Raw genomic sequence first — 14,003 nt, forward strand, 5'->3', positions numbered from 1 at the left:
CGGAGAAAATATCCTGATCGCTCGCCCGTCCCATTCGATCGACATTATCGACGGTGATCGTCCCGCGCGGTCGGCCGGCGATAGTGGCGGCGACAAGGACAAGGTTGTGTCGCTGGTGCCGGAACAGGTGACGAAGGCGACATCTGCCCCCTCGCGCCAAAGCCTGCGCGGCCTTGACTGGTTCATCTTCTTTCTGGCGGATGTGCAGACCGGCTTCGGTCCGTTCATCGCGGTGTACCTCACGACGCAGAAATGGACTCAGGTCGAGATCGGTTTCGTGCTGTCGATCGGCGGCATCGTCGGCCTGATCGGGCAGATGCCGGGCGGCGCCATCATCGATGCCGCCCGGTCCGAGCGGCTGGTCGCGAGCCTCGCGGTCGCGACCATCGGTGTGTGCGCGCTCGGATACGCCATCTGGCCGATCTTCCCCGTGGTGGTCGCGGCCGCAACCCTGCATGCGACGGCAAGTTGTGTGCTCGGTCCGGCCATTGCCGCGATCAGCCTCGGCCTGGTCGGGCCGCGTGCGATCGGCGAGCGGTTGGGACGGAATGCCCGTTTTGCCTCGCTCGGCAACGGATCGGCCGCAGCATTGATGGGCGCCTGCGGCTATTTTCTGTCGAGCCGTTCGGTGTTTGTCGTCACCGCGCTGCTGGCGATCCCGACGATGCTGGCGCTGGGGCGAATCCGGGAGCGGGAAATCGACGTCGCGCAGGCGCATGGCGCGGTCGTGCGCGACGTGGCCGACGTCAGTACCACCAGCGTCTGGAGCCTGCTGCGCCGCCGTCCGCTGTTGATCTTCGCCGGCAGCGTGCTGCTGCTGCAGCTGGCCAATGCCGCGATGCTTCCGCTGATGGCGGGGGTGGTCACTACCCGGTCGAGCCAGTGGGCCCCGGTGTTGATCGCTTTCTGCATCATCGTGCCGCAGGCGATCGTGGCGCTGGGCGCACCATGGGTCGGGCGCATGGCGCAGCGATGGGGGCGGCGGCCATTCCTGCTCGCCGGATTCGGCGCGCTGGCGATTCGCGGCCTGCTGTTTGCCGTCGTGACCGATCCCTATCTGCTGGTCGCAGCCCAGATCTTCGACGGCATCACCGCGGCGGTGTTCGCCGTCATGATCCCGCTGATTGTGGCGGACGTGGCTTTCGGAAGCGGTCACTTCAATATGGCGCAGGGCATCGTCGGCACCGCGACCGGGATCGGCGCCTCCCTCAGCACCGTGCTGGCCGGCTACGCCGCCGACCGTCTGGGGACCAACATCGCTTTCATGGGGCTCGCCGGCGTTGCGGCGACAGGCCTTGCGATGATCCTGCTGGTGATGCCGGAAACGCGGCGCGGCGCACGCTGACCAAGAAAAAGCCCGGAGAAGGTTTCTCCGGGCAGGCTTCTAGGGAGGGGAGAGGAGAGGAGTTCACGCATCCATGTTGCGCAGGCGCTGGCGGTTGCGAAGCACGATCTGGCGGGCGCCGGAAAATCCCAGCACGCCCTGGGCCTGCAGCTGCGAAAGCGCGCGCGAGACCGTTTCCAGCGTCAGGCCGAGATAATCGCCGATGTCGCGGCGGCACATCGGCAGCGCCATCATGCCGGCGACGGCCAGGCGGCGATCCATTTCCAGCAGGAAGGTGGCGACCTTCTCCATCGCGGTCTTGCGGCCGAGCAGCAGCATGTGATCTTCGGCGTGCCTGAGGTCGCCGGCCGTCATGGCCCAGAGATTGCGCGCGACCTTGACGTCCACGCCAGCGGCCTGTTCGAGGCTGCGGCGTTTGACCAGACGCACAGTGGTATCGATGATGGCTTCGGCCGCCAACCGGTGCACGCTGCCCGATTCCAGCCCGAAAACGTCGCCCGGCAGATGGAATGCGCCGATCTGGCGGCGTCCATCGGACAGCAGCTTGTAGCTGCGAACGGCGCCTGAGATCACCTGGTAGACGTATTCCGCGGGCTCGTCCTCGCCGTAGATCTCCTCATCCTTCCGGTAGCTGAACTCGGTGGCAATCAGGCCAGCGTAGCCGGTGACCGCGCCGAACTGGTCGAGGGCCGAGTGGGGAACCGGGCCGACGCGGCTGGCGATAGGGGAAGGGGTGAGGGTCTGGGTGAGCATGGTCATCTCCTTGCGGCGGATGGCCATTGCTACGCGGCAACTTCGAAACTGGAAATTTCGTGCGATATCTTAAGGAGGTTTACCTACGTATAATACCGTAGGTCAGTGTCCGGGGCCGGCGGCGGCCTGGCCGCCCTGAATCGCACCCCGAATACGCGTCACAAGGCTCTCATCCAGCAGCGGTTTCAGCAGAACATCGTGCACGCCCGCGGCCGCGGCCCTCGCCGCGATGTTCTCGTCGGGGTAACCGGTAATCAGGATAATCGGCGCCGCCATGTCGCGGTTGCGCAGGCGCTTCGCCAGATCGATGCCGTTCATATCGGGCATCTTGTAGTCAATCACAAAGCAGTCCACGCCGGTCGAACGGGCGGCATTCAGCAGTGCCGAGCCGCTCCTGAAGGTCCGGACGTTGAAGCCGTCCGACTCAAGCAGAAACCGCAGCGAGCCGAGCACGTCGGCGTCGTCGTCGACGACGTAGATGGTAGGCTTTGCGGGAAACGGCATCATGAGATCCCCACCCACCGAGTAATGAGTTGCTTGATTCATGGTGCCAGCTAACACCCGTTGCGGGCGCCGTGGTTTGATTTAGCTCAATCGTTCAGCAGGCCGGCCCGCATCGCCAGCCGCACCAGTTCCGACAGGCTGTTGGCCTGCATCTTGGTCATGACGTTGGCCCGGTAGACCTCGATGGTGCGGGGACTGATGTCGTAGTCGCGGGCAATCAGCTTGTTGGAAAGCCCGGCGATCAGGCCGTCCATGACCTGGCGCTCGCGCGGGCTGAGCGTTGCCACCCGCGCCGCGATCTCCTGGATGACCACCTCGCTCCTGGCGGCCGGTTCCGCCTGCTGGATCGCCGCATCGATCATGCCGATCAGCCGGTCGTCCTCGAACGGTTTTTCCAGAAAATCGACCGCGCCGAGCTTCATCGCCTCGACGGCGAGCGGGACATCGCCATGGCCGGTCATGATCAGAATCGGAAACGCACTGTGGCCCGCTTTCATGCGCTTCAGAAGCTCGATTCCATCAATACCCGGCATGCGCACGTCGGAGACGACGCAGCCAAATTCGAGATCGGGCAGCACATCGAGAAAATGCTGGGCGGTTTCGAACAACGTGACGTTGAAGTTGGCGGATTCCAGCAGGAAGTTCAGCGAATCCCGCATCGCCTCGTCGTCGTCGATAACGTAGACCTTTCCCTTGTTCGACATCACTCAGCTCTCATTGGCTGCTGCGGGCAGCGTGAAACGAAACGTCGCGCCGTCAGCGGCGTTGCTTTCGGCCCACATCCGGCCGCCATGGGCCTCGATGATCGAGCGGCTGATGGAGAGTCCCACTCCCATGCCGGTTTCCTTGGTCGTGAAGAAGGTCTGGAACAAATTGGGCTTGACGTCCTCGCGGAATCCCGAGCCGGTATCGGACACCTCGATTTCGACCATGTCGTCCGCCACCCCGCCATTCCTGACGATCAGCTCCCGCCGCTGCGATTGCTCCATCGCTTCCAGCGCATTGCGAAACAGATTGACCAGCACCTGCTGAATCTGGACCCGGTCCGCCAGTACCAGGTCGAACTCCGGGTCGAGATTGAAACGAAGCTGGACGTTCTGCTCGCGGGCGCCGGCGAGGCCGAGCGCACCGGCCTCTTCAATCAGCTTGGAGAGACTTTCGACGCGCTTTTCGGATTCGCCGCGCGAGACGAAGTCGCGCAGACGCCGGATGATCTGGCCGGCGCGCAGCGCCTGCTCGGCGGCGCGGTCCATCGCGCTTTCGATTTTCGGCGTATTGGGATCGGCGCTGCCGGCCAGCAGCCGGCGCGAGCCCTTCATGTAATTGCTGATGGCGGCGAGCGGCTGATTGAGCTCATGCGCCAGCGCCGACGCCATCTCTCCCATCGCGCTCAGCCTGGAAACATGGACCAGCTCGGACTGCAGTTCCTGCAGCCGCGCCTGGGTTTGCTGGTGCTCGGTGAGGTCGCGCACGAAACCGGTGAAGTAGGGCTCGCCGCCGGACTGCATTTCGCCGATCGACAGGTGCATCGGAAAGGTCGTTCCATCCCGGCGCTTGCCGGTCACGATCCGGCCGATGCCGATGATGTGCCGCTCGCCGGTGGATTGGTAGCGTGCGAGATAGCCGTCGTGGCGGGTCCGGTCCGGTTCGGGCATCAGCATGCTGACGTTCTGACCAATGGCGTCCTGTTCGGGATAGCCGAACTGCCGCTCGGCGGCGCTAGAGAAGAATTGCATGATGCCATGTCCGTCGATGACGATCATGGCATCCGGCACCGTGTCGAGGATGGAGCGGAGGTGGTTTTCCCGGGTTCTCAGCGTCTCCTCGAGTTCCTTTTCCGCGTTGATATCGAAAGCAATGCCGCCGACATGGCGGGCGATCCCGGCCTCGTCCTTGACCAGGCTGCCACGTTGGCGGATCCATTGACCGGCTCCAGAGCCCGCACCGACCCTGAAGGAAACGTCGAAATTGCCGCCGAACGCGGTAACCCGCGCGATCTCCCGTTCGGTGCGCTCACGATCGCGCGGTTCCAGCAGCGAAAGATACAGATCGTAGCTGACAGCCGCGTCCCGCGGGATTCCGAAGAGATTTCGCGTCGTTTCGGACCAATCCAGCTCCCGGGTGGCAAGGTTCAGATCCCAGGTTCCGACGCCGAATCCTTCGATTTTGAGCCGGAAATGCTCATTGCGGGCCGGATCATCCGATGGCGATTGGGTTTTACCGGTCACGTCTAAGTCTTCGCCTTCCATTCCGGCTCTGCCAGCGCGACCCACCGTATATTTTTCCGGGTGTCTTGCCAAATCCCGCGAGCCCCAGGTCGCCCGGCCATTGCCGGACTTTGATCTATCTCATTTCGCGCTTCGGTCCATGGTCTAAAAAGGGCGGCATTTCGTGGCAGCGGAGAGATTGAATGAGTTACGCGACCGTCATGGTCAATTTGGCGGTGGACCAGCCGAACGAGGCTCGTCTCGAAGCCGCCTGCCAGATCGCGGAACGTTTTGACGCAGCCGTCGTCGGGATCGCGGCGTCGCAATTCAGCCCGCCGCTTTACTTCACTTCGGGAGAGCAGGCCCAGAATCTGATCGACCAGGGCCAGGCGGCGCTGAAAAGCCGCATGGCGGAGCTTGAGGGCCAATTCCTCGGAGCGACAAGGAAGCGAGCCAAGTCAATCGAATGGCGCAGCGCCATCGACTTTCCGGCCCGGTACCTGCTGCAGCAGGCGCGTTGCGCCGACATTATCGTCAGCGGCGGGCATAGCGATGCATTTTCGGATCCCTTTGTGGGGGCCAGCCCGAAAGATCTGGTGATGCAGGCCGGCCGGCCGCTGCTCGTTGTCCCCGACACCGTCACCTGGCTCGACCTGCGCAGTATGCTGGTGGCGTGGAAGGATACTGCCGAGGCGAGGCGGGCGATCGTCGATTCCCTGCCGCTGCTGCGCAAGGCCAAGGACGTTACCGTCGCGGAAATCGTGGAAGGCGACGAGGGCCGGCCGGCGGCGCTTTCGCGGGTTCGCGATGTCGTGGCCTGGCTGTCGCGCCACGGTATCGTCGCCCGCGAGCTGGCACCCGAGAAAAGCGGCGGCCGCAACGCCGCGGCTCAGCTCGACGGCATTGCCGCCGACGTCGGCGCCGGCGTCATTGTCGCGGGGGCCTATGGCCATTCGCGGTTCCGCGAGCTGATTCTCGGCGGCATGACCCAGCATCTCATCACCCAGACCGCGCGTTGCGTGTTGCTGTCGCATTAAAAGCGTTACCACAACCACCGGAACCGATCGGAATCGCGCCTTGTATCAATTTCTCGAGCAAACCGTCGCCGGCCACATGACACGTAGCGTCAGGACGGTGACGCGCGGGCTCACGATGCGCGAACTGGGCCCGATGTTCGAGCGTGACGATTTCAACGCCTATCCGGTCGAGGACGACGGACAGATGGTCGGCCTCGTCACCAAGTTCGACTTCCTGAAGTGTTTTGCCTTTACGCCCAACCAGATGGTGCCGCGCTATGACGACCTGATGAAGCGTACCGTCGCCGACATCATGACTTCGGAGTTCATCTACGTTCGCTCCGACACCAAACTGACGCGGGTGCTGCAGCTGATGGTCGAGCATCGTTTCCGCAGCGTTCCGGTGATCGACATCGGCCACCGGCTGGAGGGCATGATCGCCCGCGGGGATATCCTCAGGGCGCTGGAGGAATGTGCCCGCGGCAGCGGCTAGAGCCCGCAGGGCAATCGCGGTCGTGGAGCATCGGGAATCGGGCTCAACCCGCCTTGGCCAGATCGTCGTCTTCCGGAGCGATAAAATAGAGGCCGGACATCGGGTCGACCCAGCACAGATGGTCGTGGACCTTGTTCACGCCGGTGACGTTCTCCGCGGCGACGATCGAGGCCTGCCGGGACCTTTCGTCGGTAATGATGCCGCCGAGATGGACGATGCCGTCGCGGACGACGATGTTGAGGCCCTGCGGGCACCACTCGTTCTTGTGAAGCGCATCGATGATGCGATTGCGGATGTGATCATCATCGGCAGTGGGATCCGCGATCTCGCGGGCAAGACTCGCCACCGCCTGCAACAGGTTGGCGCGCGATACGATGCCGACCACACTGTCCCCGCGCACCACCGGCAGGCGCTTGACGTGATTCTTCTCCATCAACGCGACGATTTCCTCGAGCCGAGTATCCTCCGTGATGGTGAACGGCTTTGGCGTCATGACCTCGGCCACCTTGCGGCCGTGCTCGTGAACGAAATCGGTCGCAGTCTGGCCCGGACCGAGAATGAAAGCCAGGAAACGGCCGCGTTTGCGTTGCGTACCGAGCTCGCTGCGGCGGATGAAATCGCCTTCCGAGACGATGCCGACGAGCTTCCCGGCCGCGTCCACCACCGGTAGCCCGCTGATGTGCCGCTGCAGCATGGTGGTGGCGGCCTCGACGATCGTGGTCTCCGGCGTGACGGTGATAACGGGTCGGGTCATGATCTGATGGGCGCGCATGACGGCCTCCGAAGCTGCAGTTCGCCGGGAAAACATACGATATAGAGGAACGAAAAACTTGATCAACATTAAATAGCGGCTGGCTTCCCACATTGATGCAACGCAAGCCGTCGCCCGGGTGCGTGATCTAAATTCTGTAATGTGAGATAACAAGGAGCAAGTCCATGACAGAAGTCGCCGTACGCGATACCGGGATCGGCCAGCCATCGGTTGACGAAGCTGCACGATTTTCCGACGCCAGTAGGGATGCTCTCCAGCTGATGATGGGCGTGCAGACGGCGTTGCTTCAGGAAATGGTGTTCGCCGGCAATGAGATGTTCGACCATGCTCGGACCGAGATGCACCTGTTTGCTGAATTGTCTTCAAAGATCGCCAGCGCCCACAGCGTCGGTGACTACAAGAAGATGTGGGCGGAATGCAGCCGCCATCAGCTCGATTATGTGCGCCGCGATACCGACCGGCTCCTCAGGCACGGCGAGCAGATGATCGAAACGGCCACGAAGCTGTTCGGCAGTCGACCGCAGTACTGAAACTGGCCGGGAATCCTGCCATTGAGACCGCTTGGGGGCGCTGGGCGCGCCCCCGGTGTCGGGATTGATCCGAACAATTTCGGGCTCGGTCGGGACGCGGCCGCGATGGCCGCGTGATATGCTAGAGGTGCGATACCGAGACGATGCGATAGGTATGCATCTTGCCGGCCTCGTTGATCGAGACGTATTCACCGGCCACGAAGCATTCATCGGCGAAGTGAAAGCCTGTCTCGTCCGGCATATTGGCTGCAGCAGGGTAGTGGAATGCCCAGCCGCCGCCTTGACGATGGACCAGCTGGCCCGACCGGGGGTCGCTGTCCGGCCGTAGCCGCGCCACCCGGCATGCTTCACGGTGTTCCCGCCAGAGGGCTGGATCGATGCGGCCCTCAGCGTCAAGTGGCGCGATGAGGACATAAGCCACCGCCGCATCGCCCTCGGGATGACCGGGTTCGCGAGCGAGTTCGAGGCGGATCTGCCGAAACTGCGCCGGAAGCGATGCATTCAGGATGGGTTTTGGATGAGCGTCTTGCATATCAGAAAAACTCCCTGTTGATAGATTTGAATCCTTGCGACCGCCCGCGATTACTTCGGCGGGGCCGCGGCCGTGGGGGCCGATGGCGCCGCCCGCGCCTTCAGACTCCGGATGATGACGGTGATCAGCGGCACGATCAGCGAAGGCAGCACCCCGTTCAACGGGTGATGGATCATGCCGCTCAGCTGCGACTGCAGCGCCCGGGCCTCGACCTGCAACGCCTCGACCGAGGTATCATGAATTTGAGTGGCGAGCTCCAGCTCGCGGCCCGCCGGCGGCCTCGAAGCAAGAATGAACAACATTGCGGCGATCGCAAGGTTGACGGCGCCGAGAGCGGCCGCGGCGGATATGGCGCTCCAGACCTGGACCAGCGCGAAATAGGCCGCCAGTTCCAGCATCAGCAAGCCGAAACCCGCAATCAAGGCAGCGAGAGCCCTGAGCGCGAGGCCGACGAGCAGATGGCGCATCCGGATATCGGCAATGATTCGGTCCGTGCGCCAAAGCACGCGCAGGTTGGTCAGGATGCTCTCGATGTTCACCTTAGTGCCTCCTCAGCATGAAGCCGACAACGACGCCGAGGGCGAATGCCGAGGCGAGTGATGTAATCGGCCGATCCGAAACGAAATGCGCGACCTCGTCCTCCTGCTCGCTCAGGGTCTCGCCAAGTTCGTTCAGCGCGGCCTTGATCTGATCGGCAAGTGCCTCGGCGTGGGTCCTGGAGGTGTCCCGAATTCCTTCGCCTGCCGTATCGAACAGCCGAGACACGTCGGCTTTAAGTGTATGCAGCTCTTCCCTGAGTGCACTTGTATCGAACATCGATCTCGTCCTCGCTGACACAATCCAACCAGATTCTCGCCGACATAGTCGAACTACATCCTATTCCGGGCAGGAGCGGTGCTGTTGATTTGCGTCAAGCACCGCACCGGAGGAAATTCGGTCTTGAGGCAGGTCAATTTGATTGGCAGTGTGAGCGTTTAGAAATGCTGCGTATTTTCAAAGGACATGGATCTTGGCGACTGCACCCGAATTGACCGTCACGCCGTCGGGCGATGTGCTCGAATTGCGTCCTGCCGGATCCTGGACCGCAGCCAATGTGACGAAGCTGGAGGCGATGTCCGAGGGTGTTGCGCCGCAGCTTGATCGGTCGAATGCAATCAAGCTGGACCTGGCCGGCCTGCGCGAACTCGACACGCTCGGGGCCTGGCTGCTGGAGAAGATGTCACGGCGGGCATCGTCGGCCGGCCATCCGGTTGAGCTGGTCGGCGTTGGCGACAATTACACCGGATTGATCGAGGAGGTTCGTCAGGTCAATCGTCGCAATCCGGTGCCGCCGCCGACGCTGAATCCCGGGGTGGCCAAGCTGAGAGATATCGGCCGCTCTGCCGTCAGTGCGATGGACGACGTGAACGTGTTCCTGCAGATGCTGGGCTCGCTCTTCATGGCCCTCGTCGGCGTGCTGCGCCGTCCTCGATCGCTGCGGCTGACGTCGCTGGTCTATCAGCTCTATCGGGTCGGCTGGCAGGCGATCCCGATTGTCGTGCTGATCACCTTCCTGATCGGCGCCATCATTGCGCAGCAGGGTTTCTTTCATTTTCGCAAGTTCGGCGCCGAGTCCTATGTCGTGGACATGGTCGGCATTCTGGTGCTGCGAGAGCTCGGCGTGCTGATCGTCGCCATCATGGTCGCCGGCCGCTCCGGCAGCGCTTACACCGCCGAGCTTGGTTCGATGAAAATGCGCGAGGAGATCGATGCCCTGTCGACCATGGGCCTCGATCCGGTCGAAGTGCTGATCCTGCCGCGCATCATCGCACTGGTCCTGGCGCTGCCGATCCTCAGTTTCATCGGGGCGATGGCGGCGCTTTATGGCGGCGGCCTGGTGGCACAGTTTTATGGCGGCATGGGGCCGCCGATTTACATTGCGCGATTGCATGAGGCCGTATCCGTCACGCACTTCCAGGTCGGCATTCTCAAGGCGCCGTTCATGGCACTGGTGATCGGCATCGTCGCCTGCAGCGAAGGCCTGCGGGTGAAGGGTAGCGCGGAGTCGCTTGGAAAGCAGACCACGACTTCGGTGGTGAAGTCGATATTTCTGGTGATCGTGCTCGACGGGCTGTTTGCAGTGTTCTTCGCATCGATCGGAATGTAGCGATGCAGGAAGTTGCGCCGCAGTTCGCGATTCGGGTTCACGACCTTGTGGTCGGATTCGGCAAGACGGTGGTCATCGATCATCTGTCGCTGGATGTCCGCAGAGGCGAGATCCTCGGTCTGGTCGGAGCCTCCGGCGGCGGCAAGTCGGTGCTGATGCGAACCATCATCGGCCTCATTCCGCGGCGGAGTGGAGAGATCGAGGTGATGGGCTCGATGATCAGCGGCGCCAACGACCGGACCACCCAGGCTGCCGCCGGGAGATGGGGAATCCTGTTTCAGCAGGGCGCGCTGTTCTCCTCGCTCACGGTGCGGCAGAATATCCAGTTTCCGCTGCGCGAAAATCTGGTGCTGTCGCAGGCGCTGATGGACGAGATCGCCACCGCCAAGCTCGAAATGGTCGGGCTGACGCCGGAGGATGGCGACAAATTTCCTGCTGAATTGTCCGGCGGAATGACCAAACGCGTGGCGCTGGCCCGGGCGCTTGCGCTGGATCCCGCGATTGTGTTTCTCGACGAGCCGACGTCCGGTCTCGACCCGATTGCGGCGGGCGATTTCGACGCCCTGATCAAGACATTGCAGAAAACCCTGGGGCTGACCGTGTTCATGGTCACCCATGATCTCGCCAGCCTCAATACCGTCTGCGATCGCGTGGCAGCGCTGGCGGACGGCAAGATCGTCGCCATCGGACCGATGCGCGAGCTGCTTCAATCCGAGCATCCCTGGGTACGTGCCTATTTTCACGGCAAACGCTCCCAGATGCTGCAACCCAAAGCGAGTTAAGCGATGGAAACCCGCGCTCCCTTCGCCGTTGTCGGCGCCTTCGTGCTGGCGGCTATCATCGCCGTTTTCGGCTTCGTCTATTGGCTCCACAATTCCGGCGGGCTCGGTCCGCGCACGACCTATCACGTCCAGTTTGACGGCTCGGTGCCGGGTCTGCTGGTCGGCGCCGGCGTGCTGTTCAATGGCATCCGCGTCGGCGAAGTGACGGAGCTTGGCCTTGCGCCGGATAATCCGCGCCGCGTCAATGCCACGATCTCGGTGGCCGCGACGACGCCGGTGCGTTCCGACACCAAGGTCGGTCTGGAATTCCAGGGCCTGACCGGCGTTCCCGTCATTGCACTGGAAGGCGGCGTGCTGCTGGCGAATACCGGTGCGGTGCCGACCCTGATTGCCGAATCCGGCGCGGGCCAGAGCATGACCCAGGCCGCCCGCGACGCATTGCGCAAGGTCGATTCGGTCCTGACTGAAAATTCCGAGCCGCTCAAAAAGACCATCGCCAATCTGGAAACCTTCACGGACGGGCTCGCGCGTAATACCGGTAAACTCGACAGCATCATCGTCGGCCTGGAAAAGCTCACCGGTGGCGGCACGCCTGCGCAGAAGATCACCTATGATTTGCGGGCGCCGCAGAATCTCGGGCCGGCAGGCAAGACCCTCACGGGCCAATTGGCGATCCCGGAGCCCACGGCGGTTGCCATGCTGGCGACGCAGCGCATGCTGTTCTTGCCGGCAAAGGACTATCCGGGATTTGCGGACTTTCTCTGGGCCGACAGCATTCCGAAGCTGCTGCAGGCCCGATTGATCGAGAGCTTTGAGAATTACGATATCGCGCACGCTCCGTTGCACGCGTCGGATATCGGACAGGCCGACCACCAGCTCCTGATCGACGTCAGGCACTTCCGGATTGCGGTGGACGCAGGGCCCGCGGCGGAGATCGGGTTGTCGGTACGAATCGTCGACAAGGGCGGAAAAGTCATTGCCTCGCGCCTGTTTGAAGGAAGTCAGAAGTTCGACAAACTCGAGCCGCCGGCAGCCGTGGCCGCCTTCAGCGACGCGTTCGGTCGAATGGCGAAGGAAATGATCGCCTGGACCGTGGCGGCGCTGTAACGCGGCGAAAACGGCATCGCGGCGGCGCTGCGGCTGGTGGCCGGCCATCGTTTCCGGGTATTCCCGCGATCGAATTCGGCCCGCAACCACAAAAATTGATCTCGATCAAATCGGTTCCGGCGGGATTGTGATTTTTGGTTCCCGTATCCTCACGAGAGATTCCACATGAGCCAAGCCCCCAACGCGAAGACGATGACGACAGGTGAAAGTGGCTTGACGCTGGTGTTCGCGGCTGCTGCCTTTCTCTGCATGATAGCTGCGGCGAAAGCGCTCGATGCGCCCTTCGCATTCCATGCCTCATTGGGCGCCGCTGCCAGTCTGGCGGCGGTTTTTGCCATTTTGAACCGGTATTACGACCGGCCGGCGGCACTGCCGCCGCAGGAAATCAACGGCCGGCCCAACTACAATATGGCCCCGATCAAGTTCGCCGCCGTCGCATCGGTGTTCTGGGGCATTGCCGGGTTTCTTGTCGGGTTGATCATCGCCTGCCAGCTGGCATGGCCGGCGCTCAATTTCGACCTGCCGTGGATCAGCTTCGGCCGGTTGCGGCCGCTGCATACGTCGGCCGTGATCTTCGCGTTCGGCGGCAATGTGCTGATCGCAACCTCGTTCTATGTGGTGCAGAAGACCTGCCGGGCCCGTCTCGCCGGCGATCTTGCGCCGTGGTTTGTCGTGCTCGGCTATAATTTCTTCATCCTGATCGCGGGCACCGGCTATCTGCTCGGCGTCACCCAGTCGAAGGAATATGCCGAGCCGGAATGGTATGCGGATCACTGGCTGACCATCGTGTGGGTGGTGTACCTGCTGGTGTTCCTGATGACGCTGGTGAAGCGCAAGGAACCGCATATCTTCGTCGCCAACTGGTTCTATCTGGCCTTCATCGTCACCATCGCCGTCCTGCATCTCGGCAATAACCCCGCTTTGCCGGTGTCGGTGTTCGGCTCCAAGTCCTACATCGCCTGGGGCGGCGTGCAGGATGCCATGTTCCAGTGGTGGTACGGACACAACGCGGTCGGCTTCTTCCTGACTGCCGGCTTCCTCGCCATCATGTACTACTTCATCCCGAAGCGCGCCGAGCGGCCGATCTATTCCTACCGGCTGTCGATCATCCATTTCTGGGCGCTGATCTTCCTCTATATCTGGGCTGGCCCGCATCACCTGCACTACACGGCATTGCCGGATTGGGCGCAGACGCTGGGTATGACCTTCTCGATCATGCTGTGGATGCCGTCATGGGGTGGCATGATCAACGGCCTGATGACGTTGTCGGGCGCCTGGGACAAGCTTCGCACCGATCCCGTGCTGCGCATGCTCGTGGTGTCCGTCGCCTTCTACGGCATGTCGACCTTCGAAGGTCCGCTGATGTCGATCAAGGTGGTGAATTCGCTCAGCCACTACACCGACTGGACCATCGGTCACGTCCATGCCGGTGCGCTGGGCTGGGTCGGGTTCGTCTCGTTCGGCGCGCTCTATTGCCTGGTTCCCTGGTTGTGGGACCGCAAGGGACTCTACAGCCTCAAGCTCGTCAACTGGCATTTCTGGATCGCGACCATCGGTATCGTCCTCTACATCTCCGCGATGTGGGTGTCCGGGATCCTGCAGGGCCTGATGTGGCGCGCTTACACCTCGCTCGGCTTCCTCGAATATTCGTTCATTGAAACCGTCGAGGCGATGCATCCCTTCTACATCATCCGCGCCGCCGGAGGAGGACTGTTCCTGATTGGCTCGCTGATCATGGCCTACAATCTCTGGATGACGGTGCGCGCCGGCGAGGCGGAAGTGCAGGCGCCGGCCGCCCTTCAGCCGGCGGAATGAG

At 62.5% G+C, this 14,003-nt stretch carries 16 protein-coding genes; 8 read left to right on the top strand and 8 right to left on the bottom strand.

What is annotated here, in order from left to right:
- Window positions 1-106: 106 nt before the first annotated feature.
- Window positions 107-1,345 (top strand): MFS transporter, encoded by a 1,239-nt coding sequence (locus tag Q7T45_RS27295; RefSeq protein WP_304875139.1) that lies wholly within the window; start codon window positions 107-109, stop codon window positions 1,343-1,345.
- 63 nt (window positions 1,346-1,408) lie between these two features.
- Here the strand turns inward: Q7T45_RS27295 and Q7T45_RS27300 are convergent, their stop codons facing one another.
- From Q7T45_RS27300 to fixL, 4 genes are all read right to left on the bottom strand, one after another.
- Window positions 1,409-2,098: a helix-turn-helix domain-containing protein gene (locus tag Q7T45_RS27300; protein ID WP_304875140.1), complete on the bottom strand. Its 690-nt coding sequence runs from the start codon at window positions 2,096-2,098 to the stop codon at window positions 1,409-1,411.
- Window positions 2,099-2,200: 102 nt separating this feature from the next.
- A complete protein-coding gene (locus Q7T45_RS27305; protein ID WP_304875180.1) occupies window positions 2,201-2,602 on the bottom strand; it encodes a response regulator transcription factor in 402 nt (133 codons plus the stop codon).
- 86 nt (window positions 2,603-2,688) lie between these two features.
- Window positions 2,689-3,306, bottom strand: a complete 618-nt coding sequence (gene fixJ, locus Q7T45_RS27310) for a response regulator FixJ (protein ID WP_304875141.1) — start codon at window positions 3,304-3,306, stop codon at window positions 2,689-2,691.
- A 3-nt stretch (window positions 3,307-3,309) separates the two neighbouring features.
- On the bottom strand, window positions 3,310-4,830 hold the full coding sequence (gene fixL, locus Q7T45_RS27315) for a sensor protein FixL (RefSeq protein ID WP_304875142.1): 1,521 nt from the start codon (window positions 4,828-4,830) through the stop codon (window positions 3,310-3,312).
- 182 nt (window positions 4,831-5,012) lie between these two features.
- Between fixL and Q7T45_RS27320 the strand changes: the two genes are divergently transcribed.
- Together Q7T45_RS27320 and Q7T45_RS27325 are read left to right on the top strand one after the other, a co-directional pair.
- Window positions 5,013-5,846: a universal stress protein gene (locus Q7T45_RS27320; protein ID WP_304875144.1), complete on the top strand. Its 834-nt coding sequence runs from the start codon at window positions 5,013-5,015 to the stop codon at window positions 5,844-5,846.
- Between the two features lie 40 nt (window positions 5,847-5,886).
- Window positions 5,887-6,318 carry an HPP family protein gene (locus tag Q7T45_RS27325; protein ID WP_304875145.1) on the top strand — a complete coding sequence of 144 codons (432 nt, stop codon included), beginning with the start codon at window positions 5,887-5,889 and terminating at the stop codon, window positions 6,316-6,318.
- A 43-nt stretch (window positions 6,319-6,361) separates the two neighbouring features.
- On the opposite strand, the gene Q7T45_RS27330 is transcribed toward Q7T45_RS27325, so the two are convergent.
- A complete protein-coding gene (locus Q7T45_RS27330; RefSeq protein ID WP_304875146.1) occupies window positions 6,362-7,090 on the bottom strand; it encodes a CBS domain-containing protein in 729 nt (242 codons plus the stop codon).
- A gap of 164 nt (window positions 7,091-7,254) precedes the next feature.
- On the opposite strand from Q7T45_RS27330, the gene Q7T45_RS27335 reads away from it, so the two are divergent.
- Window positions 7,255-7,620: a hypothetical protein gene (locus Q7T45_RS27335; protein WP_304875147.1), complete on the top strand. Its 366-nt coding sequence runs from the start codon at window positions 7,255-7,257 to the stop codon at window positions 7,618-7,620.
- Window positions 7,621-7,741: 121 nt separating this feature from the next.
- Here Q7T45_RS27335 and Q7T45_RS27340 read toward each other — a convergent pair whose 3' ends face one another.
- Genes Q7T45_RS27340 through Q7T45_RS27350 form a run of 3 tightly spaced genes read right to left on the bottom strand, consistent with a single transcriptional unit; the run spans window position 7,742 to window position 8,968 of the window.
- The gene (locus Q7T45_RS27340; RefSeq protein ID WP_304875149.1) at window positions 7,742-8,152 is read right to left on the bottom strand and encodes a hypothetical protein; all 411 of its coding nucleotides are present in this window, start codon (window positions 8,150-8,152) and stop codon (window positions 7,742-7,744) included.
- A gap of 50 nt (window positions 8,153-8,202) precedes the next feature.
- On the bottom strand, window positions 8,203-8,691 hold the full coding sequence (locus tag Q7T45_RS27345; protein ID WP_304875150.1) for a phage holin family protein: 489 nt from the start codon (window positions 8,689-8,691) through the stop codon (window positions 8,203-8,205).
- Between the two features lies 1 nt (window position 8,692).
- The gene (locus Q7T45_RS27350; RefSeq protein WP_304875152.1) at window positions 8,693-8,968 is read right to left on the bottom strand and encodes a YqjD family protein; all 276 of its coding nucleotides are present in this window, start codon (window positions 8,966-8,968) and stop codon (window positions 8,693-8,695) included.
- A 193-nt stretch (window positions 8,969-9,161) separates the two neighbouring features.
- On the opposite strand from Q7T45_RS27350, the gene Q7T45_RS27355 reads away from it, so the two are divergent.
- From Q7T45_RS27355 to ccoN, 4 genes are all read left to right on the top strand, one after another.
- Window positions 9,162-10,298, top strand: coding sequence for an MlaE family lipid ABC transporter permease subunit (locus Q7T45_RS27355; protein ID WP_304875153.1), 1,137 nt, complete (start codon window positions 9,162-9,164; stop codon window positions 10,296-10,298).
- A 2-nt stretch (window positions 10,299-10,300) separates the two neighbouring features.
- Window positions 10,301-11,080 carry an ABC transporter ATP-binding protein gene (locus Q7T45_RS27360; RefSeq protein WP_304875154.1) on the top strand — a complete coding sequence of 260 codons (780 nt, stop codon included), beginning with the start codon at window positions 10,301-10,303 and terminating at the stop codon, window positions 11,078-11,080.
- A 3-nt stretch (window positions 11,081-11,083) separates the two neighbouring features.
- Window positions 11,084-12,187, top strand: coding sequence for an MlaD family protein (locus tag Q7T45_RS27365; RefSeq protein WP_304875155.1), 1,104 nt, complete (start codon window positions 11,084-11,086; stop codon window positions 12,185-12,187).
- Window positions 12,188-12,379: 192 nt separating this feature from the next.
- Window positions 12,380-14,002, top strand: coding sequence for a cytochrome-c oxidase, cbb3-type subunit I (ccoN, locus tag Q7T45_RS27370; RefSeq protein ID WP_370691376.1), 1,623 nt, complete (start codon window positions 12,380-12,382; stop codon window positions 14,000-14,002).
- Window position 14,003: the final 1 nt, after the last annotated feature.

The sequence above is a fragment of the Bradyrhizobium sp. genome (assembly GCF_030646015.1).
Lineage (GTDB): Bacteria > Pseudomonadota > Alphaproteobacteria > Rhizobiales > Xanthobacteraceae > Bradyrhizobium.

Bases quoted from the DNA above. Each gene is read 5' to 3' on its own strand.
- Q7T45_RS27300 (WP_304875140.1), bottom strand. From the start codon at position 2,098: ATGCTCACCCAGACCCTCACCCCTTCCCCTATCGCCAGCCGCGTCGGC.
- Q7T45_RS27305 (WP_304875180.1), bottom strand. From the start codon at position 2,602: ATGCCGTTTCCCGCAAAGCCTACCATCTACGTCGTCGACGACGACGCC.
- fixJ (WP_304875141.1), bottom strand. From the start codon at position 3,306: ATGTCGAACAAGGGAAAGGTCTACGTTATCGACGACGACGAGGCGATG.
- Q7T45_RS27320 (WP_304875144.1), top strand. From the start codon at position 5,013: ATGAGTTACGCGACCGTCATGGTCAATTTGGCGGTGGACCAGCCGAAC.
- Q7T45_RS27330 (WP_304875146.1), bottom strand. From the start codon at position 7,090: ATGCGCGCCCATCAGATCATGACCCGACCCGTTATCACCGTCACGCCG.
- Q7T45_RS27335 (WP_304875147.1), top strand. From the start codon at position 7,255: ATGACAGAAGTCGCCGTACGCGATACCGGGATCGGCCAGCCATCGGTT.
- Q7T45_RS27340 (WP_304875149.1), bottom strand. From the start codon at position 8,152: ATGCAAGACGCTCATCCAAAACCCATCCTGAATGCATCGCTTCCGGCG.
- Q7T45_RS27350 (WP_304875152.1), bottom strand. From the start codon at position 8,968: ATGTTCGATACAAGTGCACTCAGGGAAGAGCTGCATACACTTAAAGCC.
- Q7T45_RS27360 (WP_304875154.1), top strand. From the start codon at position 10,301: ATGCAGGAAGTTGCGCCGCAGTTCGCGATTCGGGTTCACGACCTTGTG.
- Q7T45_RS27365 (WP_304875155.1), top strand. From the start codon at position 11,084: ATGGAAACCCGCGCTCCCTTCGCCGTTGTCGGCGCCTTCGTGCTGGCG.
- ccoN (WP_370691376.1), top strand. From the start codon at position 12,380: ATGACGACAGGTGAAAGTGGCTTGACGCTGGTGTTCGCGGCTGCTGCC.